The following is a 26203-nucleotide window of genomic DNA, read 5'->3' as shown; positions in this document are numbered from 1 at the left end:
ACATCATGTGTGATGCACCTCACGGTGCGAAATGTCTTACCTGCCCGAAACCTACGTTGCTCTCTGCGCAAATACCTTGTGGAGTGAGCAACCCGCTACGTGCCGATCAGCCCACGACCGGCACCATCGAAAGGAAAGCCACATGAAGCGTATAGGCGTTGACGTCGGCGGCACATTCACCGACCTCTACTTCTCCGACGATGAAGTCGGGGCTGTCGTCATTGAGAAGGTCCCCTCCACGCCCGACGACCCCTCGCGGGCGTTGATCGACGGCCTCAACCGGCTCGTCGCGAAGGCCGGCACGAGCCTGGCCGAGATCGACCAGCTCGTCCACGGCACGACGGTGGCCACGAACATCGCCCTGACGCACACCGGCGCCGAGGTCGGCATGATCACCACCGAGGGCTTCCGCGACATCCTCCACATCGCCCGGCACAAGAAGCCCTTCAACTTCTCGCTCCAGCAGGACCTCCCGTGGCAGTCGCATCCTCTCGTGAAGCGCCGCAACCGCCTCACGGTCAAGGAGCGGATCACCGTTCCGAACGGCGACATCCTCGTCCCGCTCGACCCGGCCGAGGTGCGGGAGCGTGTGCGGCAGCTCAAGGACGCCGGCGTGGAGGCCATCGCAGTGTGCCTCCTCCACTCCTACCTCAACCCGATGCATGAGCAGGCAATCAAGCAGATCGTCGCGGAGGAGTTCCCCGAGGCGTACCTGTCCGTCTCCAGCGAGGTCGTCCCGCTCTACCGCGAGTTCGAGCGCTTCTCCACGACCGCGCTCAACGCCTACGTCGGCCCCAAAGTCTCCAAGTACCTCGACCGCCTCGCGAACGAGGTCAAGGCGCTCGGCTACCAGCGCGAGGTCCTGCTCATGCAGTCCTCCGGCGGCATGACACCCATCTCCCAGGCCGCCAAGCAGCCCGTCAACCTCCTCATGTCCGGACCTGTCGGCGGCCTCATCGGCGGCATCTGGGCTGGCCGGCAGGCGGGATTCGAGAACGTCGTGACACTGGACATCGGCGGCACCTCGGCGGACATCGGCGTCGCGCCGCAGGGCACCCTGCGCATGCGCCACCTCCTCGACACCAAGGTCGGCGACTACCAGGCGATGGTGCCGATGGTGGACATCGACACCATCGGCGCCGGCGGCGGCTCGATCGCGTTCGTCGACGACGGCGGCATCTTCCGCGTCGGCCCGCAGTCCGCGGGCGCCCGCCCGGGCCCCGCGTGCTACGGCCATGGCGGCACCGAGCCGACCTCTACGGACGCGCAACTCGTCCTCGGCCGCCTCCGGGCGCGGCGCAGCCTCGCGGGCGGCGACATGAAGCTCGACGTCGACCTGGCCCGCGACGCGATGTCCAAGGTCGCGGACCGGCTCGGCATGAGCATCGAGGAGGCGGCCCTCGGAGCGCTCCAGATCCAGAAGTTCGGCATGAGCCAGGCCATCGAGCTCAACTCCGTGCGCCGCGGCTACGACCCCCGCGACTTCACGCTCGTTGCGGCCGGCGGGGCCGGGGCCCTCTTCGCATGCGAGATCGCGGCCGAGCTCGACATCCCGCATGTCCTCGTCCCGGCCCACCCAGGCATCATCGCCGCGACGGGCCTGCTGGCCACGGACCAGAAATACGAGTTCGTCGCGACCGCGCGCTACTCGCTGCCGGACGCGGACGCCGCCGGCCTCCAGTCCCGCTTCGACTCCCTCGCGCTCGAGGCCAAGCACCAGCTCTCCGCCGACGGCGTCCCCGCCGAGCGGCAGAAGCTGCGCCGCCTCGCGGACGGCCGGTACGAGGGCCAGGGCTACGAGGTCCGCTTCGAGGTCCCCGACGGCGAGGTCACGCCCGAGTGGCTCGAGGGCCTGGTCGAGCTCTTCCACGAGGCGCACGAGGCCGAGTACGGGCACCGCTTTGCCACCGGCGGCGTCGAGATCGTCAACATCCGGGTCGAGGGCATCGGCACCATGGACGAGCTGCCCGCACCGAAGGCTGAGGGCACGACGACGGCACTCGCCGACGCGATCGTCGACCGCCAGTCGGTGGTCTTCGACGAGGGCGGGAAGGCCGTGGGCTTCGACACGCCGTACTACGACCGCTCCAAGCTGAGCGCGGGGGTGCGCATCGAGGGGCCGGCCATCATCGAACAGTACGACTCGACCGTCGTCGTGCCGCCGCACTTCTCGGCTGCGATCGATCCGCACGGCAACATCGTCATCGACTGCCCGAAGAAGGCCGCGGCCGACGCGGAGGGCGGCGAGCTTGCGACCCCCATCCTCATGCGCGTGATCGGCGGCGCGTTCAACTCCATGGCCAAGGAGATGGCCTCGGTCCTGTTCCGCATGTCCTACTCGTCGATCATCCGCGAGTCCGAGGACCTCGGCGCGGGCATCTTCGACGCCGAGGGGCACGTGCTCGCGGAGTCCGACTCCACGCCGATGTTCATGGGCGCCATGCCCAAGATCGTCCGCGGCGTCATCAGCGTCCTGGGCGACGACATCCACGAGGGCGACATCATCCTCCACAATGATCCGTACCTCGGGGCGACCCACTCCCCCGACGTCGCGATCATCATGCCGATCTTCCACGAGGGCGAGCGGATCGGCTTCGCCGGCGCATCGGGCCAGCTCCTCGACATCGGCGGCGCGTTCCCCGGGCTCGCGATCGACATCGTGGACAACAAGGCGGAGGGCCAGATCTTCCGCGCGCTCAAGATCCAGGAGAAGGGCGTGCGGCAGGAGTCGCTCCTGAAGCACATCCTCGGCAACACCCGCACGCCCACCCACAACGCGGGCGACCTCGAGGCCATGATCGCCGCGTGCGAGCTCGCCACGAGCCGCTTCCTCGACCTCACCCGCCGGTACGGCCGCGAGGCCATCGAGCAGGCGGGCCAGGGCTGGATCGACTACTCGGAGAAGATGCTCCGCGCCGAGATCGCCAAGGTCCCGGACGGCGTGTACGAGACGGAGGTCGGCTACCTCGACGACGACGGCAAGAACTACGGCGAGAAGCTGCCGATCAAGGTCAAGGTCATCATCGAGGGCGACGAGATCACCTACGACCTCACCGGCTCGAGCCCCCAGGTGCCCACCGCGTACAACTGCCCATTCGAGGGCACCACGGTCTCCGCGTTCACGTTCATCACGCGCATGATCTTCCTCGACGAGGTGGCCCACAAGGTCTTCGTGCCGCAGAACGAGGGCATGCTCAAGCCGGTCAAGGTCATCGCCCCCGAGGGCACGATCTTCAACCCGACGTACCCGGCGGCGTGCTTCGCGCGCTTCGCCCAGGTGCAGCGCGCCGTCGACCTCGCCCTCCGCGCCCTGTCCCCGGTCCTGCCGCAGCAGGTCACGGCCGGCAACTCGGCCCACATCCACTTCATCTCCTACTCGGGATGGAGCGAGAAGGCGGGCGAGTACTGGGTGTACCTCGAGGTCAACGAGGGCTCGTACGGAGGGCGCCCGGACAGCGACGGCCTGGACTCCGTGGACAACCTCATCGCGAACACCCGCAACAACCCCATCGAGGAGCTCGAGTGGCGGTTCCCGATGCGCACGGACCGCTACGAGCTCCGCAGCGACGCGGCCGCGGCGGGCGAGTTCCGCGGCGGCATCGGGATCGTCCGCGAGAACACGTTCCTCACCGACACGGTGGTCACGTGCGAGGGCGAGCGGCACGAGTCCGACGAGCCGTGGGGCGTCTTCGGCGGCCACGACGGGCTCAACGGCTCGCTGACGAAGAACCCGGGGCGCGCCGGCGAGGAGAGCTGGCCGTCCAAGGTCACCGCCCGCCAGCTGCACGCAGGGGACTCGCTCGAGATCACGGTCCCGAGCTCCGGCGGCTACGGCGACCCGCTCAAGCGCAGCCCGGAGCAGGTCCTCTCGGACGTCCTCGACGGCTTCACGACGCTCGAGCTCGCCGAGCGCGACTACGGCGTCGTGATCGATGCCGCGACGATGACGGTCGACGCCGCACGCACGGCGCAGCGCCGCTCCGCGGCGACGGTCCATGCCGCTTCCTGAGCGCGTTCCAGGAAGGCAACACCCAGCAGTAACGCACTGAATCCACTCACTGGGGCGGCCGGGGGGACGCACAGCGTCCCTCCCGGCCGCCCTTTCCATGCCCTCAACCACGTCCGCCCTACCCCAGGAGTACCCATGGAACCGATGGAAAGCACCCTCGACCCGACGACGGCGTCTGGGTCACCGCGCACACGCACGACGGCGGCGCCTCCCCCCGCAGGAGAGCTCACCGCGCGCGACGTCCGCATCGCCACCTGGATCTGCTTCTTCGCGTGGACGTTCGCCGTGTACGACTTCGTCCTGTTCGGCAATCTGCTGCCCGTCCTCGCGGCGGAGGTCGGCTGGGCCCCCGCACAGTCCACGGAGGTCAACACCTGGGTGACGGCCGGGACGGCCCTCGTCGCGTTCGCCGTCGGCCCGCTCGTGGACCGGATCGGGCGCCGCAAGGGCATCCTGATCTCCGTGATCGGTGCCGCGATCGCCTCGCTCCTGACGGCCGTCGCAGGGTGGGCCGTCGGCGTCGTGGGCGGGCTCGGGGTCGTGCTCCTGATCCTCGTGCGCTCGGCCGCCGGCCTCGGCTACGCCGAGCAGTCAGTCAACGCGGCGTACCTCAACGAGCTCTTCGCGCATGCCTACACGGATCCGGCCAAGGCGCGGCGGCGCGGCCTGATCTACTCCCTCGTGCAGTCCGGCTGGCCGATCGGCTCGGTGCTCGCGGCGGCGTCGATCTACCTGCTGTTCCCCGTGGGCGGGTGGGCGCTGTGCTTCATCGTCGCCGCCTTCCCGGCCATCTTCATCGTCATCGCGGGACGCTGGCTCAAGGAGAGCCCGCAGTTCGAGGCGCACCGGCACGCGAACACGGGCGGAGGGTCTCCCCTCGCAGAGGCGTTCCGGGGCGAGTCCCTGCGCTCGACTGTAGTGATCGGCCTGTCCTTCCTGCTCAACTGGGTCGGCGTCCTCGTCTTCGCGATCCTCGGCACGTCCCTCCTGAGCGCCCCGGACGGCAAGGACATCCCGTTCACGAACGCCCTGGTGATCCTCGTCGTCTCCAATGCCACTGCGTTCGCCGGCTACGTGTTCCACGGCTGGCTGGGCGACAGGATCGGCCGGCGCAACACGATTGCCCTCGGCTGGGTCCTGTGCGGCGCGTCGTTCACGGCCATGCTCCTCGCGCCCTCGGGGAACTTCGGGATCGTCGTCGCGCTCTACAGCGCCGGCCTGTTCTTCCTCATCGGCCCGTTCTCCGCCCTGCTGTTCTTCAACGGCGAGAGCTTCCCGGTACGGACGCGTGCCACAGGCGGCTCGATCATCAACGCCGGCGGGCAGGTCGGGGCGATCATCAGCAGCTTCCTCGTCACGCTCGCCCTGGGTGCTGGCTGGAGCTGGACTACCGCGGCCTTCTGGATCGGCTGCGTGCCGATCTTCGCCTCCGGGCTGCTCATCCTCGCCGCGAGGAACGTCAACCCCCGCACCATCCGCCAGGACTAGCCCCCGGCCGCGAGAAGAAAGTCCTCCGCACCCCTTGTGCGTTGCTGAAAGAGCAAATAGATTGGTGATACAGCAACACGCGAGATGCACATCACACAGTTTCCGGTTGTTGCTAAGACAGCAAATGGCCACTGAGCACAGCAAATGAAGGAGTACACCATGAGCCAGGACGTCGCAGTGAACCAGGACATCGAAGCCCGCCTTGCAGCAGTGCTGGAGGAGGCCTTCGAAGCCGGCACAGACATCTACAACGAGCGCGGCTTCAAGCGTCGGATCGGCTACGGCAACCGCCCCGCCGTCATCCACATCGACCTCGCGAACGCCTGGACCCGTCCGGGCCACCCGTTCAGCTGCCCGGGCATGGAGGAGATCATCCCCAATGTCCAGCGGATCAACGAGGCCGCACGCGCCAAGGGGGTCCCGGTCTTCTACACCACCAACGTGTACCGCAACCGCGACGCCTCCTCCGGGACGAACGACATGGGTCTGTGGTACTCGAAGATCCCCGTGGAGACCCTTCCGGCGGACTCCTACTGGGCCCAGATCGACGACCGCATCGCGCCCGCAGAAGGCGAGGTCGTGATCGAGAAGAACCGCGCCTCGGCGTTCCCGGGGACCAACCTCGAGCTCTTCCTGACCTCCAACCGCATCGACACGCTGATCGTGACCGGCGCGACGGCGGCCGGGTGCGTGCGCCACACGGTCGAGGACGCGATCGCGAAGGGCTTCCGGCCGATCATCGCCAGGGAGACCATCGGCGACCGTGTCCCGGGCGTCGTGCAGTGGAACCTCTACGACATCGACAACAAGTTCGGTGACGTGGAGTCCACGGACTCGGTGGTGGCCTACCTGAACGGGCTCCCGCAGTTCGAGGACACCGTCCCGAAGACCCTCTCGGATCCCCAGCCCGAGGTGGAGGCCCCCGCGGACCCGGCCTGAGTCGCCCCGCAGCGCCCGCTGTCTTCTTCGACAGCGGGCGCTGCCATACTCTGGCGTCGACACCCCAGACGCCCCCGAACGATCCCCAGCCTCCCCGGGAGCCCCTCCATGAACCCCGCAGTCCCCTCCACCCCTGGCAGCGCGACCGCCCCCGTCCCCCAGTCAGTGCTCCGCAAGGTCACCGGCGCCGCAGCCGCGGGCACCGTCGTCGAATGGTTCGACTTCGCCGTGTACGGCTTCCTCGCGACCCAGCTCGCCCACGCCTTCTTCCCCGCAGGCGACGATGTCGTCGGCCTGCTCCAGACCTTCGCCGTGTTCGCGGTCGCGTTCGCGCTCCGGCCCATCGGCGGGGCCGTGTTCGGGGTCCTCGGCGACCGGATCGGCCGCAAGCGAGTGCTCGCCCTGACCGTCCTCCTCATGTCCGGCGCCACCATGGCAATCGGCCTCCTCCCGACGTTCGGCGCCGTCGGCGTCCTCGCACCCCTCCTGTTGACCCTCGCCCGCAGCGTCCAGGGCCTCTCCGCCGGTGGCGAGTACGCCGGCGCCGTCGCGTACGTGATCGAGCACGCGCCCGCCGACCAGCGCTCGCGCTACTCCTCCTGGATGCCCGCGGCGACGTTCGGCTCGTTCTCGGGCGCTGCGCTGCTGTGCTGGGGGCTCACGGCAGGACTCGGCACCGCAGCGATGAACGAGTGGGGCTGGCGCATCCCGTTCCTCGTCGCCGCGCCGCTCGGCGTCGTCGCGTTCTACATCCGGCGCCGCCTCGACGAGTCGCCGGTGTTCCAGGAGGCCCTCGAGGCACAGCGGGGCAAGGAGCACGCTCCGCTCCGCCGCACGTTCGCCCTCCAGTGGCGGCCCATGCTCATCCTGGGCGGATACATCGCCCTCACCGCGCTGAGCTTCTACACGTTCTCGACGTACATGACCACGTTCCTGCGCGAGGTGGTGAAGATGCCCGCGGACCTCGTGCTGTTCAGCAACGTCATCGCCCTCGCGTTCGCCGCCGCGCTCGCCCCGGTCCTCGGCCGCGTATGCGACCGGATCGGACGCAAGCCCACCATGGTCGCCTCGTCCCTGCTGCTGGGCGCGCTCGCGGTGCCGGCGTACCTGCTGGCCTCCGGCGGGTCCTTCGGCGCGGCACTCGGCGGACAGGCACTGCTCGCCGTCGGCGCTGTGACAGCGAACGTCGTGACCGCCGTCCTGGTCTCGGAGGTCTTCCCGACCGAGGTGCGGTACACGGCGTCAGCCATCACGTACAACGTCAGCTACGCCGTGTTCGGCGGGACCGCGCCGTTCGTCGCGACCTGGCTCATCGCCGCCACGGGCAACCCCATGGCGCCGGCCATCTACCTCACGGCGATCGCTGCCGGGGCGCTCATCGCGGCGTGGCTGCTGCCCGAGACGGCGCACCGCCCGCTCGACGGACGTGTGACGGCGCCCCATGCCCCGGTCCACGATCGCGCCTGAGCGGGACAGCACGACGGACGCCCTGCCGCGGAGCGGAACGCCTTTCAGGCGCTCCGCTCCGCGGCAGGGCGTCGTGTCGTCTTGGGGGGGTCACCGAGTACTGGCGGGAGACGGCGCCGCCGTGGTCGGTCTTCCTCGCCGCGGGGATCACGACGACGACGTCGGCCCGCGCGGCAAGCGGCGAGTCGCGGTCGGTCGTGTAGGCGACGATGCGGGCCCCGACTGCAGCTGCGGTGCTCGCGGCCTTCACGACCCCTGCCGTGGTGCCCGAGCCGGAGGCCGCGATGAGCAGGTCCCCCTCGCGGATCGCCGGGGTCGTCGTGTCCCCCGCGACGTGGACGTCGAGTCCGAGGTGCATGAGGCGCATCGCCGCCATGCGGAGCACGAGGCCCGAGCGCCCGGCCCCGGCGAGGAAGACCCGGGGCGCCTCGCCGATAAGACGCGCGACGTCGGCCATGTCGCCGCGGTGCAGGGCCCCCGCGGCGGTGAGGACCTCGCCGTGGATGAGGCCCAAGTTATGGTGGACGGCGTCCGCGGTGACGGGCCGCGCCCGTGTGGTCGTCTGCACGCTCATACGCGCTCCTTTGCTGTCGGCCCGTGCATGCCTCCAGCATCCCGCCACCCACACGGGTGGGTCGCGGAGGCGCTGCGGACCGCACTGGCCCCGTATGTGCGCTGCTCCGCGCTCGTGATCTTCACCGAGGACTGCACGGGCCGCCCCCAGAAGAAGGCCGGGGCCGAGCACATCATCAGCCGGGTCTCGCTCGACGAGCTCGACGCGATCCGGTCCACCCTTCCGGATCGCGTCGAGCTACGCCACGGAGCTCATCGCGGGCGAGCCGCGGCCCGTCCTGGCGGCCCGGTCCGCGACGAACGCACTGCTGGTCCTCACCGACCCGTCGCCGGCGGCCGGGTGGCCGCACGAGGCGGCGATGCCCGCCGTCGTGCGCCTCTGGCACCTCGCAGCGGTGCGGATCCGGGACAAGGTGGCGGAAGCGGCGCCGTCGTACCTGCGGGAGTCCCGTGCGGCGAGCGCCGAGCGGTCCCGGCTCACGGCCGAGCTCACCGACCAGCACTCCACGACGCTCGAGACGGTCCTCGCCGCGCTCCGGTCCCCGCACGAGCCCGACGAGTCGGCACGGCGCGCGGCGACGGACATCGCGGCCGCGGCGCTCGTGCGGCTGAGAGCCTCGGCGGACCGCGCCGCCTCGCTGCTCGAGGAGCCGGTCGCGAGGGCCTTCGAGCGACTGCAGGGCGAGCTCCGCCCGCTAGAGCGCTTCAGCGGGATCTCACCCGCGTCCAGTGGGACTGCGACGGGACGAACCTCCTCATCGACCTCCGCGACGACGGGCAGGGAAGCCTCTCGCCCGCGCACGACGGCGTGCGGCGCATCGAGCAGCGCGTCCAGGCCCTCGACGGAAGGCTCCGGATCGAGGCAATGCCGGGATGGGGCGCGGATGTCTTCGTGTCCCTGCCCTCGACGCGCCGAAGCCCCCATCCCGCGAGGCGGCGGAATGGGGGCTGGGCGAGCGCGAGGAACAGGTCCTCCAGCTCCTCGGGGGGGCAATCGCCGTCGCCGCCGAGGCCCGGCAGAGCGGAGCCCGGGCCTGAACCGTGGTCAGCCCGGGGCCGAACCCCCGAACCACCCGCTGGGCGCCGGGGCGATGTTCTGCCAGATGTGCTTGGCCTCACGGTACTCGTCGAGGCCGGCGCGGCCGAGCTCCCGGCCGATACCGGACTTGCCGAACCCGCCCCACTCCGCCTGGGGCACGTAGGGGTGGTAGTCGTTGATCCACACCGTCCCATGCCGCAGCGCCGCCGCGACGCGCTGGGCGCGTGAGGCGTCCGAGGTCCACACGGCCCCGGCGAGGCCGTACTCGGTGTCGTTGGCGATCGCAATGGCCTCGGCCTCATCGCGGAACGTCTCGACCGTGAGCACCGGACCGAAGGACTCCTCGCGGACCACGCTCATCCCCCGCCGGCAGTTCCCCAGCACCGTGGGCGGGTAGAAGAACCCCTCGGCCAGGGCGCCCTCGTCGGGGATGTACCCGCCGCACAGCAGCTCCGCGCCCTCGGCGAGCCCGGCCTGGACGTAGGCGTGGACCTGCTCCCGGTGCCTGGCGGAGATGAGCGGGCCGGCCTCGGCCTCGGGGTCGAACGGGCCGCCGAGCCGGATCAGCCTCGCCCGCCGGACCACCTCGGCGACGAACCGCTCGGCGATCGACTCCTCCACCACGAGCCGGGCGCCAGCCGAACAGACCTGCCCGGAGTGCAGGAAGACGGCGGTGAGGGCATTGTCGACGGCGGCGTCCCAGTCCGCGTCGGCGAAGACGACGTTGGGGTTCTTCCCGCCGAGCTCGAACGCCACGCGCTTCACGGTCTGCGCGGCGGCGGCCATGATCGTCTGCCCGGTGGACAGCCCGCCGGTGAGGGAGACCAGGTCCACGCGCGGGTCCGCGCTCAGCGGCCCGCCCACCACCGATCCGCGCCCAGTGACGAGGTTCGCCACGCCAGCCGGCACGCCGGCCTCGGCGAGGGTCTCCATGAGCAGGATCGAGGTCGAGGGCGTGAGCTCGCTGGGCTTGAGGACGAACGAGTTCCCCGCCACCAGGGCCGGGGCGACCTTCCACGCCGCCTGCAGCAGGGGGTAGTTCCACGGGGCGATGAGCGCGCACACACCCAGCGGCTCGTACACGACCCGGCTGATCGCCCCCGGCCTGCCGGTGTCCACGACCCGGCCGGCGTCGAGTCCGGCGACCCTGCCGTAGTACCTGAAGCACGCGGCGATGTCGTCCAGGTCGTACTCGGCCTCGACCAGCCGCTTGCCGGTGTCCAGGGCCTCAGCCCGGGCGTAGGCGGCCTTGTCCCGCTCGAGGAGGTCGGCGACCCGCAGCATGACCGCGCCGCGCTCGGTGTCGGTCAGGCGCCGCCATGGGCCGTGGTCGAAGGAGGCCCGGGCACTGGCGATCGCCCGCTCGGCGTCCACGGCGCCGGCCGAGACGACGACGGCGACCTCCCGCCCGTCTGCCGGGCAGCGCACGGTGGAGGTCGCGCCGTCCTGTGCGTCCTGCCAGGCCCCATCCACGTACAGGCCCTTTGCGGGCCCGGCTGCGGGCCCGGCTGCGGGCCCGGCGGCTGCGTCGGGCCCAGCGTCTGCGGGCGCCGTCGCTACTTCAGCCATGCTGCGACCTTGTCGGGGTTGGCGTCGATCCACTTCTTGGCGGCGGCCGCCGGGTCCATGCCGTCGCGGGCGATGTAGCCGGCTACGGTGTTCTGGTCCTCGTTGGTCCAGCTGAAGTTCTTGACCAGCTTGTACGCGGGGCTGCCTGAGTTGGCGAACTTCGTGGAGGCGATCTTGTTCAGGTCGTACTTGGGGTAGTCGCAGGCGACCTTGGCGGCGTCCGCGTCGCAGCCGTCGGTGTAGGCGGGGAGGTTGACCTTGACCAGGGGCACCTCGGCCATGAACCACTGCGGGTCGTAGAAGTAGCCGATCAGGGGGGTGTGGTTCTGCTCGGCCTGGCGGAACGCCTGGATCAGCGCGGGCTCGGAGCCGGCGTAGACCACCTTGAAGTTCAGGCCGAGGTTCTTCACGAGGGCCTCGTCGTTGGTGACGAAGGAGGGGTCGCCGTCCAGGAGCTGGCCCTGGCCGCCGGACTCGGAGGTCTTGAAGAGGTCCGCGTACTTGTTCAGGTTGGCCCCGTCGGTGATGTCCGGGTACTGCTTGGCCATCCATGGCGGGACGAACCAGCCGATCACTCCGGTGTTGCCGGTCGGGCCGGCGTCCACGGCGGTCTTCTGCTGCTTGATGTACTTCTCGGTGAGGTCGGGGTGGCCCCAGTTCTCTATGACGGCATCGACCTCGCCACTGCCGAAGCCCTGCCAGGCGACCTCTTCCTTGAGGGTCTTGTAGTTCACCGTGCAGCCGAGCTTCTCCTTGGCCAGCGTCCCGACGACGTAGGCGTCGGCCTCGTAGCCGACCCAGGGGTTCACGGCCATGTTGAACGTCCCGCACGGGGCGGCCCCGCCGGAGGAGGCGGTGGAGGCCGTGGAGATGTCCCCGCCGCAGGCGGTCAGGGACAGGGTCGCGGCGAGGACGACGGCGGCGGCGGCCTTCGCGGACCCGGTGCGCTTGAGCGGGCGGGGGCAGTGCTTGATCCAGGGTTTCATGGGGTTTCCTTCGTACGGGGGGGAGTTCCGTGGGACTAGACGCGGCCGTAGCGGGCAGCGGCGTGCTGGGCGATGCGGTCGAGCATGACTCCGAGTGCGGTGATGGCGATTCCGGCGGCCAGGCCCTTGCCGAACAGCTGGCCCTGGGAGAAGCCGGAGACGACGAGGTAGCCGAGGCCCCCGCCGCCGACGAGGCCGCCGACGACGACCATCGCGAGGACGTAGAGCAGGCCCTGGTTGGCGGCCAGGACGACTGCGGCGCGGGCCATGGGCAGCTGGACGCGGGAGACCATCTGCCACCCGGTCGTTCCCATGGACTCGGCAGCCTCCACGGTGACCGGTGAGACCCCGCGGATTCCGTCGGCGACGAGCTTGGTCGCGATCGGGACGCCGTACGCCAGGGCGGCGACGATGGCGGTGAAGCGGGTCGGGCCGAACAGGGCCAGGGCGGGGACGAGGTAGACGAACGGGGGGATGGTCTGGAATGCGTCCAGAACGGGGCGGATGGCCGAGTCGACGAGCCTGCTCCTGCCCATCCAGACGCCCACGGCGACCGCGGCGACGACCACGAGCAGGGTGGCCACGAGCGTGGTGGCGAGGGTCTTCATGCTCTCGTTCCACAGCCCGGTGCCCAGGATCACGGCCTCGCAGGCCACGGTCACGGCTGCCGGGCGCCAGCCGCCGAGGGTGAAGGCGAGCGCGAGCAGCACCAGCGCCATCGCCCACCACGGCGACTGCGCCAGGAGCGACTCGAGCGGGTTGACCAGGGCCGCGGTGACGGCCTCCCGGAGCCAGTTCGTGAAGCCCGAGAACGTCCCAACCGTCCAGTCCGTCGCGCCCGAGACCGCCTTCGCGAGCGGGGCGCCGAGGTCCGGTGATGCGGGGAACTGGGCGAACGCGAGGTAGGTGCGGGAGAGGTAGACGGCGACGGCGGCGACCCCGGCCCCGACGACGACGGCGATCTTCCTCCCGCGCCGGCCGCGCATCCCGGTCGGGGCCGTCCCGCGCTGGACGCGGGCCTCGATCCCCGAGCGCTCGGAGGCGGCCGTCGTCGTGCGGTCCAGCATGATCGCCATCAGCACGATCGCGAGCCCCGAGACGAACGCCGAACCGACGTCCAGGGACTGCAGGGCCTGGAGCACGGGTCCTCCGAGTCCGGGGCCGTTGATGAGCGTCGCGATGGTGGCCATCGAGAGCGCGGCCATCGTGCACTGGTTGATCCCGACGACGATCGTGCGCCGCGCCATGGGCAGCTGGACCTTGAGCAGGGTCTGCCACGCGGTCCCGCCCATGGACTCCACCGCCTCGAGCGTGACCGGGGAGACGGCGCGGATGCCGTGCTCGGTGATGCGCACGAGCGGCGGGAGCGAGTAGATGATCGTGGTCACGATGGCCGCGGCGGGGCCGATCCCGAACACGAGGGCGAGCGGGGCCAGATACGCGAACGAGGGCAGTGTCTGCATGAGGTCCAGCACCGGGGTGACGACCGAGGCGGCCCTGCGGTTGCGGGCCGTGAGCACGCCCAGCGGGAGCCCGACGACCGCGCAGATGGCGACGGCAACGAACGTCACGATGAGCGTGTCGATGCTCTGCTGCCAGTAGCCGAAGAACCCGAACAGCAGCACGCACGCCGCGACGAGCAGCATCGACCGGACCCCGGCGGCCGCAAACGTCGCCCAGGCCAGCAGCGCGACGACGCCGAGCCATCCGATCTCGGGCACGGGCCGCACCGCTGAGGGCTGGCTGAGCAGGTGCTGGAGGAAGGCGACGGCACCGTTGAGTCCGTTGGTGATCGGCTGGATGAGGTACTCGAACACGGCCGAGGTGCCGCGCGCGGCGTCGAAGCTGTCCCGGAGGCCGTTGAGCCACGTGTGGACATCAGTCCGCTCGGCCCCTCCCAGCTCGAGGGTCTGGCTGCCCCGCAGGGCCGCCCACGTCAGAAGCCAGACGAGGACCACGGCGCCCAGCACGGCCGCGCGCCAGTGGCGGCGCAGCCCGCCGGTGCGTGTCGGCGGCCGCGTGGCGGGCTCGGCGGCGCGCTCCCGCGCATTGGCGGGCGCCGACACCGCGGCGTCCGCGCGGTCCGTGGTGACGGTGCTCATGCCGCACCCCCGGGCGAGGCCGCCCCCGCGCCGCCCAGCGCAGCGGGCTCCTCGGCGACGACGACGCGGAGGACGTCCTCGTCGTCGACCACGCCCAGGAACCGCTCCCCCTCGAACACCCTCACCGGCAGCGCCGAGGCAAGGACCTGCCTTGCCGCGTCCCGCACCACGCAGTCGGCCTGCATGACCGGGCCCTCGAGGGACTCGCCCGCGCGCGGGGGCCGGACCACGTAGCGCAGCGTGAGCACGTGCGAGCGGGGCACGTCGGAGACGAAGTCGCGCACGTAGTCGTCGGCGGGGTTCGCCACGACCTCGGCGGGCGTGCCGATCTGGACGACCTCGCCGTCGCGCATGATGAGGATCCGGTCCCCGAGCTTGAGCGCCTCCTGGAGGTCGTGGGTGATGAAGACCATCGTCTTGCCCACCTCCTCGTGCAGGCGGCAGACCTCGTTCTGCATGTCGCGGCGGATCAGCGGGTCCAGCGCCGAGAACGGCTCGTCGAAGAAGAGGACCTGCGGGTCGACGGCCAGCGCCCGAGCGAGCCCGACGCGCTGCTGCATCCCGCCCGAGAGCTGGTCCGGGAAGGAGCCCTCGTAGCCGGAAAGGCCCACGAGGTCCACCATCTCCTGGGCCCTCGCGAGCCGCTTCGGCTTCGACTCCCCGCGGACTTCGAGGCCGTAGGCCACGTTGTCAATCACCTTCCGGTGCGGCAGCAGGCCGAACTGCTGGAAGACCATGGCCATGTGGTTCCGGCGCATCTGGCGCAGCCTGGCCCTGCCCGCCCGGGTGACGTCCTCGCCGTCGATCGTGACGGTGCCCGCGGTGGGCTCGATGAGCCGGGTCAGGAGGCGCACGAGCGTGGACTTCCCCGAGCCGGAGAGGCCCATGACGACGAAGACCTCGCCAGGGGCGACCTCGAACGAGACGTCCTTCACCGCCGCCAGGCACCCGGTCTTGGCCTGGAGTTCCTTGCGGCCCAGATGCTCGTCGGGCGTGCCGATGATCCTGTCCGCCTTCGCCCCGAAGATCTTCCACAGCCCCTCGACCTTCAGCGCGGGCTCTCGGGAGTCCCGGCCGGCGGCGGCGTGGCGTCCGGTCGCGGTCGGATCCAGGACGGTGGCGCTCATGCTGCCTCCTCGGTCTGGGCCAGTTCGTGGCGGTGGTAGGCGAGGTCCTCGGCGGGGAGGGCGCGTCCGAGGATGTGGTCTGCGGCCTTCTCGGCCAGCATCATGACGGGGGCGAAGATGTTCCCGTTGGTCACGTAGGGCATCGCGGAAGCGTCCACGACGCGCAGGCCCTCGGTGCCGTGGACCTTCATGGTCAGGGGGTCCACGACGGCCATGGGGTCCGAGTCGGGGCCCATCTTGGCGGTGCAGGAGGGGTGGAGGGCGGTCTCGGCGTCGCGGGCGACCCAGTCCAGGATCTCCTGGTCGGTGGTGACTGCGGCGCCGGGGGAGATCTCCCCGCCGTTGAACGGGGCCATGGCCGGCTGCCGGAGGATCTCGCGGGAGACGCGGATGGCCTCAATCCACTCGCGGCGGTCCTGCTCCGTGGAGAGGTAGTTGAAGAGGATGGAGGGGCGCTCGGCGGGATCGGCGGAGCGGATCCTCAGGTGGCCGCGGGCGTCGGAGTACATGGGGCCCACGTGGACCTGGTAGCCGTGCTGGACGTCGGCCTTCTTCCCGTCGTAGCGCACGGCCACCGGCAGGAAGTGGTACATGAGGTTGGGGTAGCCCACCTCGTCGTTGGAGCGGACGAACCCGCCGCCCTCGAAGTGGTTGGTCGAGGCCGGGCCGGTGCGGCCCAGGAGCCATTGGAGGCCGATGAACGGCATCCTCCACAGGTCCAGGGACGGCTGCTGGGAGACGGGCTGCAGGCACGCGTGCTGGATGTAGACCTCGAGGTGGTCCTGCAGGTTCTCCCCCACCCCGGGCAGCGCCACGCGGGGCGCGACCCCGACCGAGCGCAGGTGCTCCGGGTCGCCGATGCCCGCGAGCTGGAGCAGCTGCGGGGTGTTGAACGCGCCACCGCACAGGATGACCTCCCCGCCCGAGACCACATGCTCCTGCCGGCCCCGGCGGTAGCGGACGCCGGTGGCCCGCGCGCCGTCCATGACGATCCCCGTGACGAAGGACAGGGTCTGCACCGTGACGTTGGGCCGCCGGCGCGCGGGGCGGAGGTAGCCGCGGGAGGCCGAGTAGCGCTCGCCCTTGTGCACATTGCGGTCGAACGGGCCGAAGCCCTCCTGGCAGAAGCCGTTCACGTCCTCGGTGCGGGGGTAGCCGGCCTCGACGGCGGCGTCGAAGAACGCCTGGAACAGCGGGTTCTGCGCCGGGCCGCGCTCGAGGATCAGCGGGCCCTCGTGGCCACGGTACGGGTCCTCCGGGGCCGCGGCGAGGCAGGTCTCCATGCGCTTGAAGTAGGGCAGGCAGTGCGCGAAGTCCCAGGTCTCCATCCCCGCATCGGCGCCCCACCGCTCGTAGTCCAGCGGGTTCCCGCGCTGGAAGATCATCCCGTTGATGGAGCTGGACCCGCCCAAAACCTTGCCGCGGGCGTGCGCCACGCGCCGGCCGCCCATGAAAGGCTCCGGGTCCGACTCGTAGCGCCAGTCGTACAGCGGGTTCCCACTGGGGAACGTCAGCGCCGCCGGCATCTGGATGAACAGGTCCCAGGGGTAGTCGCTGCGCCCCGCTTCCAGGACGAGAACGGTGCGGTCCCCCTCCGCACTGAGCCTGTCCGCCAGGACCGAGCCGGCGCTGCCACCGCCGACGATGATGTAGTCGTACTGCTTGCCTGACATGATGTGCGCAGCTCCTTGAACCGGGGGTTTCTTTCCAGCGGGCATGCCTTCTCCTTCATCACTTGCAAAAGATGCAACAAGCTTCGGCATGCACAACAGTGATGTGCTTCACAGATGGCTGTCAAGCGTTTCGGGAAGCCGGAGAAGAATGTCACCGGCACGAAACACGGGCTGTGGCCAGGGCGTTGACCAGAGGCCAAAGGCTCCCTAGGCTGGTCAGGTATATCAGACGTGTACCTGAGCCGTGAGCGCCGATGCGTCCGCGCCCGACCGGCTATGGTCGTCTAGGCACCGTCCCCTCAGACCCATCTGGAGGTTCCTTCATGACCACCACCGCCAACGGAACGCAGCTGCACGAGGTGAGGGCCGTCGTCGTGCGCGAGAAGAACGCGCCCGCCACGGTCGAGACGATCCTCGTCCCGGACCCGGGGCCGGGCGAGGCCCTCGTCGACGTCCTCACCTGCGGCGTCTGCCACACAGACCTGCACTACAAGCTCGGCGGGATCGGGGACGACTACCCCTACCTCCTCGGCCACGAGTCCACCGCGGTCGTCTCGGCGGTCGGGCCGGACGTGACCGACCTCAAGCCGGGCGACCGCGTCATCCTGAACTGGCGCGCCGTCTGCGGCGAGTGCCGTGCGTGCAAGAAGGGCCAGCCCCAGTACTGCTTCGCGACCCACAACGCGACGCAGAAGATGACCCTGAAGGACGGCACGCCGCTCACCGCTGCCCTCGGGATCGGCTCCTTCGCGGAGAAGACGCTCGTCGCCGCCGGGCAGTGCACGAAGATCGACGACGACGTCGACCCCGCCGCCGTCGGCCTCCTCGGCTGCGGCATCATGGCGGGCATCGGCGCCGCGATCAACACCGGCGAGGTCAAGCGCGGCGAGTCCGTGGCCGTCATCGGCTGCGGCGGCGTGGGCATCGCCGCCATCGCGGGCGCCAAGCTCGCGGGCGCGACGACGATCATCGCCGTCGACCTCGACCCCGCCAAGGTCGAGCTTGCCAAGGGACTCGGCGCGACGCACGGCGTCGTGTCGAAGGAGACCGACCCGGTCGAGGCGATCCGCGACCTCACCAACGGCTTCGGCGCGGACGTGGTAATCGACGCCGTCGGCCGCCCGGAGACGTACAAGCAGGCGTTCTACGCCCGCGACCTCGCCGGCCGCGTGGTCCTCGTCGGCGTGCCGACGCCCGAGATGACCCTCGAGCTGCCGCTCCTGGACGTGTTCGGCCGCGGCGGCTCGCTCAAGTCCTCCTGGTACGGCGACTGCCTCCCGAGCCGCGACTTCCCGATGCTCGTCGAGCAGTTCAAGCTCGGCCGCCTGCCGCTGGACGCGTTCGTGACCGAGCGGATCGGGCTTGACGACGTCGAGGCCGCATTCGAGAAGATGCACCGCGGGGAGGTCCTGCGCTCGGTGGTCGAGCTGTGACGGCTCGGATCGAGCGCCTGGTCACGTCCGGCACGTTCTCCCTCGACGGGGGCACGTGGAATGTGGACAACAACGTCTGGATCGTGGGCGACGACGCGGATGCCATCGTCATCGACCCCGCGCACGACGCCGGGGCTGTCGCCGACGCCGTCGCGGGCCGCACCGTGACCGCGGTGCTGCTCACGCACGGGCACGACGACCACATCCGCCACGCGCGGGAGTTCGCCGACAAGGTCGGGGCGCCCGTACTCCTTCACCCCGGCGACCTCATGCTGTGGGAGGACGTGTACCCGGGAACCGCGCCGGACGCCGAGATTGCCGATGGGGAGGTGTTCAGCGTCGGCGGGGCCGAGCTGCGCGCCCTGCACACGCCGGGCCACTCCCCCGGCTCGGTGTCGTTCTACGCCGAGGCGCTCGGGACGGTCTTCACCGGCGACACGCTGTTCGCCGGCGGCCCGGGCGCGACCGGGCGGTCCTACTCGGACTTCGGGACGATCATCGAGTCCATCGAGGGCCGGCTGCTCACGCTGCCGCCCGAGACGGTGGTGAACACCGGCCACGGCGACTCGACGACCATCGGCGACGAGGCCCCGCACCTGCAGGAGTGGATCGACCGGGGCCACTGACCCCACCCCGCCCCGCCGCCGCCGAGGTCCGCCGAGGTCCCTCTGCGCCCGTCTGGGCCCGCCGAGGTCACCCCTAGTGGGCCCGAGGTCACCCCGCGTGAGCCCGAGGTCACCCCGTGTAAGGCCGAGGTCACCCCGTGTAAGGCCGAGGTCACCCCGTGTAAGGCCGAGGTCACCCCGTGCTGGCATCCAGAACGACCTGGACCGACGGACAACGGCCGGCACCTTCCCTGCGGAAGGTGCCGGCCGTTGTTGTGCCTCAACCGCCCGTCATCTCGAAACCTCAGCTGGCACCGCTCGGGGTGACCTCGACGCCACACGGGGTGACCTCGGCACCACACGGGGTGACCTCGACGCCACACGGGGTGACCTCGGCGCTCCGGGGGCCGGCTCGACAGGTCTGGCAGAATCAGGCCATGAGCAGAACATCCGGCGACGATGATCCGGACGTGGGCCGCTCAGCCAATGGCGTCCAAGCCGTGGAGCGCGTCGTCCAGGCCCTCGAGATCCTCGCCAGGGAGGGCAGCGCCGCCGTCGGCGACGTCGCGGACCGCATCGGCGTGCACAAGTCGACGGCGTCGCGCATCCTCGGCGCGCTCGAGGCCCACGGGTTCGTGCAGCAGAGCTCCCGGCGCGGCAAGTACCAATTGGGCGTGGGCCTCCTGCGGATCGCGAGCTCGATCCCGCGCCGCCTCAGCCTGGTCCATGCGGCCAGGCCCGTCCTCGAGGACCTCGCACAGCAGTACGGCGAGACGGTCAACCTCGCCGTGCTCCGCGGCGGGTACGCGGTCAACGTGGACCAGGCCATGGGCCCCACCAACCTCGCGAGCTTCGACTGGATCGGCAACCTCACGCCCCTGCACGCCACCTCGAGCGGCAAGGTCTTCCTCGCCTACATGCACCCGGGCCTGCGCGACGACGTGCTGCGGGATGCCCCTCCCGAGACGCTCACGCCGCGCACCCTCACGCGCCAGCAGCTGGACGAGCAGCTGCCCGAGATCATGCGCCTGGGCTACGCCGCGACCCGGGGGGAGCTCGAGGAGGGCCTCAACGCGATCGCGGCACCAGTCTTCGGGCACACCGGGGAGGTCATCGGGGCCGTGAGCATCTCCGGCCCTGCGTTCCGCTTCGACCCCGACACCGACCCCGCGCTCGTCAAGGCCGTGATCGCCGCGGGCGAGGAGATCACTGAACTCATGGGAGGTCCGGCCGCCCAGGATCGCTCCTGAACGGCCGGACCGTAGTGTCCTCGCGCTCCGTCGGGTCAGACGGCGCGCCCCATCCCCGACGCGACCGGCTGCTCGCCGCATGCCTGGGCTTCGCGCGCCGTCGCCTTCAGGTTCACGCCCTCCCGCTCAGCCGCCGCCAGCGCGCGGGCGTCGTCGAGCGGGAGCTGCAGCGCCGCGCCGTCGTGCGCCACGACGACCGGCGCGAGGGTGAGCGGGAGGTGCTCGAGCTCGATCCGCGGATCGGTGTCCTGATGGTCGACGACGTCGCGCGCCTCGGCCGCGCACACCCCCGCCGAAGTCACCCCCTCTGACCGCGAAGTCACCCCCTCTGACGGCGACGTCACCCCTTGAAGCACCCCACGGGGTGACCTCGGCGCCACACCGGGTGACCTCGGCGCCACACGGGGTGACCTCGGCGCCACACGGGGTGACCTCGGCGGGGGATCAGGGACGGGCGTCGTCCCGGAGCTGGGCGTTGCCGCGCACCAGCTTGACGGCGAACGCGAGCGCCCCGAGCTTCCCCCGCCCCCGCGGATCCCCGCCCAGCGCCGAGAAGATCCGCCGGAGCCGCTTGTGGAGCGACTGGCGCTCGAGGAAGAGGAGCTCGGCCGCCTCAGTGGCGTTGCACCCGGTGGTGATCCACACGTCGAGCGTCCGCACGAGCTCGCCGCCGTTGCGCTGATCGAGGCGGATGAGCTCGCCGATGGACTCTTCCACGATGGCGTCGACGGCCCCGCGGGACAGCGAGCGCTCGGCCATCCGCTCCACCAGGAAGTCGGACGCGTCGTGGATGGCGTCGGTCCACTTCGACGACCGGCCGATCCGCCACGTCGCCCTGGCCTCCGCGAGGGAGTAGGCGGCCTGGCGGATGGTCGGGGCGGTGGGGCCTAGGGCTCCTGTGAGCCCCCGGGGCGTGACAGCCTCGCGCAGGACGGCGAGTACCCGCTCCCGGTCCTGGGACCCGGCGCCCGGGGGCAGGGTCATGAGGATGTCGACCCAGTCGCCGTCGACCGCCAGCAGCGCCGACGGAAGGGCGGTGCGGGCCCGCTGCTCGATGTCGGCGGACCGGTCGACGGGCCTGCGGACCACGGCCATGACGAGCGGCTGCTCGGGAGGGATGCCGGCGGCCTGGCTGAGTTCGAGCAGCCGGTCGCCACCGCCGCCGGCGTCGATGAGCCGCAGGAGCTCGTCCTCGGCGAGACGCGCGAGGCTCGGGCGGTGCTGCTGGGCCAGGGCGAGCGCCACGATGCTGCGGACCCGCGCGAGGACGGTCTCGAGAAGCTCGTCGTCGGCGTCGCGGCCCCCGATGAGCTCGAGCCGGGCTGCACCGATCCCGCCGACGGCGAGCTCGGTGTCGGGACCGTGCGCGCCTTCGCCCGGCTCCTGGCCGGCCGATGCGAGCACGGCACCCCGCGTGTCGACCACCCGCACGTACACCCCCATCGTCTCGGCGATGAGCGCCACGAGCGGACCGAGCAGCGCCCCGGAGTTGGCAATGCGCTCGGTGAGGGCCTGCGAGAGGCTGTCCGCGAGCTGGAGGGCCGTGACCTGGCCCGAGACGATCCGCCGGTTGACGGACTCGGCCACCTCGACGAAGGGCACGACCTGCCTGAGCTCGATGAGCGGCAAGGCCGCCTCGTCCGCGGCAGCGACGAGCTCGGACGGCAGGCGCCTGCCGGTTCCCGCCGTCTGCACGGCGAGCGCCGCGACCCTCCGGTTCGACAGGCTCCAGATGTACTCGGACTGCGCGGCCGGCTTGAGCGCGAGGAGGGCGGACCCGCCGGTGAGCAGGAGCTCGCCGCCCGAGAGGAGCGGAGCGATCTCGAGGACTTCCGAGGAGTGCACCCATCGGACGCGCGCCTGCTCCACCGCGGCACCGCCGCCCACCACAACCGGCGCACCGACGGCGAGCACGCTGCTGGCGAGGACTTCGGTGAGAGGCAGGGCCACGGCAAATCCCATCGGAAGGAGACAGAGTGTCCCCCGCAACAGGCACTGCAGGCGACAGAACGAGTCTAGGTGGTGACGTGGCGCACATCTACGCTTGAAGGCAGCCGGCTACTCGCTCCCCCAAGCGATACCTTCGAGAAAGTAGTCTCACATGAGCCTTCGCACTCAGAGCAAGACTGAGGATGCCACGCACGTCGTCGAAGACGTGCTGCAGCCCGTCCCCGAGTCTGCTCGCACCACCAAGGTCTCCGGGCAGTTCTGGATCTGGGCTGGGGCCAACGTTGCCCCCATCAACTGGATCCTCGGCGCCCTGGGCATCAACATGGGCCTCGGCCTCGCGGACACCATGACCGTGCTCGTCCTCGGCAACATCATCGGCATGGTCGGGTTCGGATTCTTCGTCCTCCTCGGCCAGAAGACCGGCGCGACCGGCATGCTGCTGGCCCGCGGCGCCTTCGGCCGCCGCGGAGCCTACATCCCCGCGGCCATCCAGGCGATCGTCGCCGTGGGCTGGTCCGCCGTGAACACCTGGGTCATCCTGGACCTCGTCATGGCCCTGTTCGGCATGATCGGCTGGGTCGACCCGGCCGAGGAGAACCTCGTCTGGAAGATCGCCGTCGCGGCCATCATCATGAGTGTCCAGGTGGGCATCTGCTACCGCGGCTACAGCGCAATCGCCAAGTTCGAGCGCATCACCATGCCGCCCACGCTCCTGGTCCTGGTCGGGATGTCGATCATCGCGTGGACTCAGCTCCCCATCGACTGGTCCTACGCGGGCCCGGCTGGCGCCGTCCTCACCGGCGGCGAGCGCATCGCCGCGATGTCCGGGATCATGACCGCCATCGGCATCGGCTGGGGCATCGGCTGGTTCACCTACGCCCCCGACTACTCGCGGTTCGTGTCCAAGAAGATCCCCGCCCGCAAGCTCTACCTCACCTCGGTCCTGGGCCAGTTCCTGCCGGTCATCTGGCTGGGCCTCCTCGGCGCGAGCCTCGCGACCATGAACGGCACCGCGGACCCGGGCGAGCTCATCGTGAAGAGCTTCGGCGCCATGGCGATCCCGGTGATCCTGCTCGTGATCCACGGCCCGATCGCCACGAACATCATCAACCTCTACACGTTCGGCGTCGCGACCCAGGCACTCGACATCAGGATCTCCCGCAAGAAGATCTCGATCATCGTCGGCTGCTTCTCGATGTGTGCGGTCATCCTCTTCCTCTTCGCCGAGGATTTCGCGACCCTCCTGGACACCTGGGTCATCGCGATCGCGGCATGGGTCGCGACCTGGGGCGGGATCATGGCGGTCCACTACTTCATCTTCGAGCGCCGCCACAAGAAGTTCGACTACCTCTTCATGAGCCCCCGCGACACCCACCTCAAAGCGGTGAACCCGTCCGCGCTCATCGCCTTCGCTCTGGGTCTCTTCGCGACCTGGCTCTTCATGTACGGCGCGATCCCGATCTTCCAGGGCCCGATCGCCACCGCGATGGGCGGCGTGGACCTCTCCTGGCTGGCCGGAACCGTGGTCGCCGGCGGAACGTACTTCGCACTCGGCTACCCGCGCTTCCGCGACCGGATCCACCACGGCGTCCCGCTGGGCATCCGCACCGACATCCGGGACGAGGACTACCTCGAGGCCCACGGGAACGCGGCGCACGACGGCGAGTCCCCGGCGTCGCCCGCGACCTCGCCGGAGGTGCCGGCCACCGCGCCGGCCACCGCACCGACGATCCCCTAGCGTCCCGCGACACCACCTTCCGCCGGCGGCGGGGCACGACCCTCGCCGCCGGCGCCCTTCAGCACGCCTTCACACCCTGCATCCAGGAGGAACCATGGCCACCAGCGTCTTCATGGAGGAGCTCGACGCCTTCAGCTACCGGGAGGCAATCGCCTCCGGCGCCCCTGTCATCGTCCCCGTCGGATCCATCGAGCAGCATGGGCCGCACCTGCCGCTCAACACCGACGTCCTGCTGTCGAAGGCCATGGGCGAGCGCCTCGCGGCCTCGCTGGGAGGCCTCGTCGCCGCCCCGATCGTGTACGGCTACAAGTCGCAACAGCGTTCCGGCGGTGGCAACCACTTGGGCGGCACGACGAGCCTCGACGGCACGACGCTCATCTCCATCGCCAGGACACTCACGCTCGAGTTCGCCCGGCACGGGGCGCGGCGGATCATCTTCCTCAACGGCCACTTCGAGAACTACCAGTTCATCTACGAGGGCGTCGAGCAGGCCACAGCGGAGCTCGGCCTGCGCGGCCAGGACCTCTCCGCCGTCCTGCTCTCCTACTGGGACTTCGTCGACGAGGAGACGATCGAGGAGATCTACCGCGGCTCGTTCCCGGGCTGGGACGTCGAGCACGGCGGCGTCCTCGAGACCTCGCTCATGCTCCACCTCTACCCGCACCTCGTCCAGCTGGACCGTGTCATGGACCTCCCGGCGGCCCAGCTGCCCCGCTACGACGTGCTCCCCGTGCGCCCGGAGCTCACCCCGGCCTCGGGCTGCCTGTCCTCGGCCAAGTCCGCCTCGGAGGCGGCAGGGCAACTCCTGCTCGAGCGCACCTCCAAGGCCCTCGCGGAGTCCATCGCCGCCGAGGTCAGCCGGCCCTGACCACCGCCAAGTTGCGCTCATCGCAACTGAAGTGCGCGTGGCTTGACCGTGACGCGTACCACAGCTAGTCTGATGCAACGAGGTTGCAGCCAACGCAACCAATGACTTTCTTTCACACCACACAACGATCCCTGAAAAGGAGACACCATGTCCGTCGACACGGCTTCCACGTCCGTCACCAACGTCGCCGAGCTCGAGCGCCTCAAGGTGCTCCACAACGGCACCAAGGGCAAGCTCACGTTCTCCGACGCAGAGTTCGAGCGCCGCCTGGGCGGCCTCCGCCAGATCATGGCCGCCAAGGAGCTCGACGCCGTCATCCTGACGAGCTACCACGGCATCAAGTACTACTCCGACTTCCTCTACACGACGTTCGGCCGCAACTACGCCCTGGTCGTCACCGCCGACGACTCGGTGACCGTCACCGCGAACATCGACGCCGGCATGCCGTGGCGCACCTCCTACGGCGAGAACATCGTCTACACCGACTGGCGCCGCGACAACTTCTACTTCGGCCTCCAGGAGGCCCTGCGCCAGCGCGGCGTCCGGGCCAACCGCCTGGGCGTCGAGGACGACGCCCTCCCCACCCTGACCCGCGAGAAGATCGCCGCCGCGTTCCCCGGCGCCGCGCTCCTGGACATCTCCCAGGACGCCATGCGCCAGCGCATGATCAAGTCCGCCGAGGAGATCGAGGTCATCAAGCACGGCGCCCGCATCGGCGACCTGGGCGGCGAGGCCATCCGCAACGCGATCCGCGAGGGCATCACCGAGTACGAGGTCGCCCTCGCCGGCACCGAGGCCATGGTGCACGAGATCGCCAAGACGTTCCCGCACCGCGAGGTCCGCGACACCTGGGTCTGGTTCCAGTCGGGCATCAACACCGACGGCGCCCATAACTGGGCCACGACCCGCAAGCTCGAGAAGGGCGACATCCTCTCGCTGAACTGCTTCCCGATGACCTCCGGCTACTACACGGCCCTCGAGCGCACCCTCTTCCTGGGCCAGCCGGACGAGGAGAGCCTGCGCCTGTGGAACATCAACGTCGAGGTGCACCGCCGCGGCCTCGAGCTCATCAAGCCGGGCGCCGTCTGCAAGGACATCGCCGCCGAGCTCAACGAGATCTACATCGGCTACGGCCTCCTCCCCAACCGGACGTTCGGCTACGGCCACTCGTTCGGCGTCCTCTCGCACTACTACGGCCGCGAGGCCGGCCTCGAGCTCCGCGAGGACATCGAGACGGTGCTCGAGCCGGGCATGGTCGTCTCCATGGAGCCGATGATCACGGTCGCCGACGGCCTCCCCGGCGCGGGCGGCTACCGCGAGCACGACATCCTCGTGATCGGTGAGGACTCGGTCGAGAACATCACCAAGTTCCCCTTCGGCCCCGAGA

General features: G+C 70.3%; 19 protein-coding genes. 10 read left to right on the top strand and 9 right to left on the bottom strand.

What is annotated here, in order from left to right:
- Positions 1 to 142: 142 nt before the first annotated feature.
- The 4 genes from ABD298_RS15720 to ABD298_RS15705 all read left to right on the top strand — a co-directional run bounded on the left by ABD298_RS15720 (position 143) and on the right by ABD298_RS15705 (position 7903).
- Positions 143 to 4009, top strand: coding sequence for a hydantoinase B/oxoprolinase family protein (locus tag ABD298_RS15720; RefSeq protein WP_344300705.1), 3867 nt, complete (start codon positions 143 to 145; stop codon positions 4007 to 4009).
- Between the two features lie 135 nt (positions 4010 to 4144).
- The gene (locus ABD298_RS15715) at positions 4145 to 5497 is read left to right on the top strand and encodes an MFS transporter (protein WP_344300704.1); all 1353 of its coding nucleotides are present in this window, start codon (positions 4145 to 4147) and stop codon (positions 5495 to 5497) included.
- A gap of 159 nt (positions 5498 to 5656) precedes the next feature.
- Entirely contained in the window at positions 5657 to 6436 is a 780-nt protein-coding gene (locus ABD298_RS15710; RefSeq protein ID WP_344300703.1) for an N-carbamoylsarcosine amidohydrolase, read from the top strand.
- A 108-nt stretch (positions 6437 to 6544) separates the two neighbouring features.
- Positions 6545 to 7903 (top strand): MFS transporter, encoded by a 1359-nt coding sequence (locus ABD298_RS15705; protein ID WP_344300702.1) that lies wholly within the window; start codon positions 6545 to 6547, stop codon positions 7901 to 7903.
- Here the strand turns inward: ABD298_RS15705 and hxlB are convergent.
- From hxlB to betA, 7 genes are all read right to left on the bottom strand, one after another.
- Positions 7812 to 8477 (bottom strand): 6-phospho-3-hexuloisomerase, encoded by a 666-nt coding sequence (gene hxlB, locus ABD298_RS15700; protein ID WP_344300701.1) that lies wholly within the window; start codon positions 8475 to 8477, stop codon positions 7812 to 7814. The genes ABD298_RS15705 and hxlB overlap by 92 nt on opposite strands.
- 237 nt (positions 8478 to 8714) lie before the next feature.
- Entirely contained in the window at positions 8715 to 9401 is a 687-nt protein-coding gene (locus ABD298_RS15695; RefSeq protein ID WP_344300700.1) for a hypothetical protein, read from the bottom strand.
- A gap of 120 nt (positions 9402 to 9521) precedes the next feature.
- A complete protein-coding gene (locus ABD298_RS15690; RefSeq protein WP_344300699.1) occupies positions 9522 to 11084 on the bottom strand; it encodes an aldehyde dehydrogenase family protein in 1563 nt (520 codons plus the stop codon).
- Entirely contained in the window at positions 11072 to 12070 is a 999-nt protein-coding gene (locus tag ABD298_RS15685; RefSeq protein ID WP_344300698.1) for an ABC transporter substrate-binding protein, read from the bottom strand. Before ABD298_RS15685 ends, ABD298_RS15690 begins: the two co-directional genes overlap by 13 nt.
- Before the next feature lie 35 nt (positions 12071 to 12105).
- Positions 12106 to 14172 (bottom strand): ABC transporter permease subunit, encoded by a 2067-nt coding sequence (locus ABD298_RS15680; RefSeq protein ID WP_344300697.1) that lies wholly within the window; start codon positions 14170 to 14172, stop codon positions 12106 to 12108.
- Positions 14169 to 15299: a quaternary amine ABC transporter ATP-binding protein gene (locus tag ABD298_RS15675; protein WP_344300696.1), complete on the bottom strand. Its 1131-nt coding sequence runs from the start codon at positions 15297 to 15299 to the stop codon at positions 14169 to 14171. Before ABD298_RS15675 ends, ABD298_RS15680 begins: the two co-directional genes overlap by 4 nt.
- Entirely contained in the window at positions 15296 to 16972 is a 1677-nt protein-coding gene (gene betA, locus ABD298_RS15670; protein ID WP_344300695.1) for a choline dehydrogenase, read from the bottom strand. Before betA ends, ABD298_RS15675 begins: the two co-directional genes overlap by 4 nt.
- A gap of 323 nt (positions 16973 to 17295) precedes the next feature.
- On the opposite strand from betA, the gene ABD298_RS15665 reads away from it, so the two are divergent.
- The 3 genes from ABD298_RS15665 to ABD298_RS15655 all read left to right on the top strand — a co-directional run bounded on the left by ABD298_RS15665 (position 17296) and on the right by ABD298_RS15655 (position 20260).
- Complete coding sequence (locus ABD298_RS15665) at positions 17296 to 18405, top strand: S-(hydroxymethyl)mycothiol dehydrogenase (protein WP_344300694.1); 1110 nt, start codon at positions 17296 to 17298, stop codon at positions 18403 to 18405.
- Complete coding sequence (locus tag ABD298_RS15660) at positions 18402 to 19031, top strand: MBL fold metallo-hydrolase (protein WP_344300693.1); 630 nt, start codon at positions 18402 to 18404, stop codon at positions 19029 to 19031. The genes ABD298_RS15665 and ABD298_RS15660 overlap by 4 nt, the downstream gene beginning before the upstream one ends.
- A 416-nt stretch (positions 19032 to 19447) precedes the next feature.
- Positions 19448 to 20260 (top strand): IclR family transcriptional regulator, encoded by an 813-nt coding sequence (locus tag ABD298_RS15655; RefSeq protein WP_344300692.1) that lies wholly within the window; start codon positions 19448 to 19450, stop codon positions 20258 to 20260.
- 35 nt (positions 20261 to 20295) lie between these two features.
- Here ABD298_RS15655 and ABD298_RS15650 read toward each other — a convergent pair whose 3' ends face one another.
- Entirely contained in the window at positions 20296 to 20562 is a 267-nt protein-coding gene (locus ABD298_RS15650; protein WP_344300690.1) for a hypothetical protein, read from the bottom strand.
- A gap of 142 nt (positions 20563 to 20704) precedes the next feature.
- A complete protein-coding gene (locus ABD298_RS15645) occupies positions 20705 to 22210 on the bottom strand; it encodes a PucR family transcriptional regulator (RefSeq protein WP_344300688.1) in 1506 nt (501 codons plus the stop codon).
- Positions 22211 to 22361: 151 nt separating this feature from the next.
- On the opposite strand from ABD298_RS15645, the gene ABD298_RS15640 reads away from it, so the two are divergent.
- The 3 genes from ABD298_RS15640 to ABD298_RS15630 form a co-directional block, all read left to right on the top strand.
- A complete protein-coding gene (locus ABD298_RS15640) occupies positions 22362 to 23948 on the top strand; it encodes a purine-cytosine permease family protein (RefSeq protein ID WP_344300687.1) in 1587 nt (528 codons plus the stop codon).
- A gap of 94 nt (positions 23949 to 24042) precedes the next feature.
- Positions 24043 to 24816, top strand: coding sequence for a creatininase (locus tag ABD298_RS15635; protein WP_344300686.1), 774 nt, complete (start codon positions 24043 to 24045; stop codon positions 24814 to 24816).
- Between the two features lie 147 nt (positions 24817 to 24963).
- The coding region (locus ABD298_RS15630) for an aminopeptidase P family protein (RefSeq protein WP_344300685.1) at positions 24964 to 26203 on the top strand (1240 nt) is incomplete at its 3' end.

This window comes from Sinomonas flava (genome assembly GCF_039531875.1).
GTDB classification, from domain to species: domain Bacteria; phylum Actinomycetota; class Actinomycetes; order Actinomycetales; family Micrococcaceae; genus Sinomonas; species Sinomonas flava.
Note: the sequence above shows the minus strand (reverse complement) of the source record. Positions and strands in the feature narration are given on the sequence as shown.

Excerpts from the sequence above, each read along its gene's own strand:
- ABD298_RS15635 (WP_344300686.1), top strand. The coding sequence starts at position 24,043 with ATGGCCACCAGCGTCTTCATGGAGGAGCTCGACGCCTTCAGCTACCGG.
- ABD298_RS15695 (WP_344300700.1), bottom strand. The coding sequence starts at position 9,401 with ATGGGGGCTTCGGCGCGTCGAGGGCAGGGACACGAAGACATCCGCGCC.
- ABD298_RS15705 (WP_344300702.1), top strand. The coding sequence starts at position 6,545 with ATGAACCCCGCAGTCCCCTCCACCCCTGGCAGCGCGACCGCCCCCGTC.
- ABD298_RS15715 (WP_344300704.1), top strand. The coding sequence starts at position 4,145 with ATGGAACCGATGGAAAGCACCCTCGACCCGACGACGGCGTCTGGGTCA.
- ABD298_RS15640 (WP_344300687.1), top strand. The coding sequence starts at position 22,362 with ATGAGCCTTCGCACTCAGAGCAAGACTGAGGATGCCACGCACGTCGTC.
- hxlB (WP_344300701.1), bottom strand. The coding sequence starts at position 8,477 with ATGAGCGTGCAGACGACCACACGGGCGCGGCCCGTCACCGCGGACGCC.
- ABD298_RS15685 (WP_344300698.1), bottom strand. The coding sequence starts at position 12,070 with ATGAAACCCTGGATCAAGCACTGCCCCCGCCCGCTCAAGCGCACCGGG.
- ABD298_RS15690 (WP_344300699.1), bottom strand. The coding sequence starts at position 11,084 with ATGGCTGAAGTAGCGACGGCGCCCGCAGACGCTGGGCCCGACGCAGCC.
- ABD298_RS15675 (WP_344300696.1), bottom strand. The coding sequence starts at position 15,299 with ATGAGCGCCACCGTCCTGGATCCGACCGCGACCGGACGCCACGCCGCC.
- ABD298_RS15680 (WP_344300697.1), bottom strand. The coding sequence starts at position 14,172 with ATGAGCACCGTCACCACGGACCGCGCGGACGCCGCGGTGTCGGCGCCC.
- ABD298_RS15665 (WP_344300694.1), top strand. The coding sequence starts at position 17,296 with ATGACCACCACCGCCAACGGAACGCAGCTGCACGAGGTGAGGGCCGTC.
- ABD298_RS15655 (WP_344300692.1), top strand. The coding sequence starts at position 19,448 with ATGAGCAGAACATCCGGCGACGATGATCCGGACGTGGGCCGCTCAGCC.
- betA (WP_344300695.1), bottom strand. The coding sequence starts at position 16,972 with ATGTCAGGCAAGCAGTACGACTACATCATCGTCGGCGGTGGCAGCGCC.
- ABD298_RS15710 (WP_344300703.1), top strand. The coding sequence starts at position 5,657 with ATGAGCCAGGACGTCGCAGTGAACCAGGACATCGAAGCCCGCCTTGCA.
- ABD298_RS15720 (WP_344300705.1), top strand. The coding sequence starts at position 143 with ATGAAGCGTATAGGCGTTGACGTCGGCGGCACATTCACCGACCTCTAC.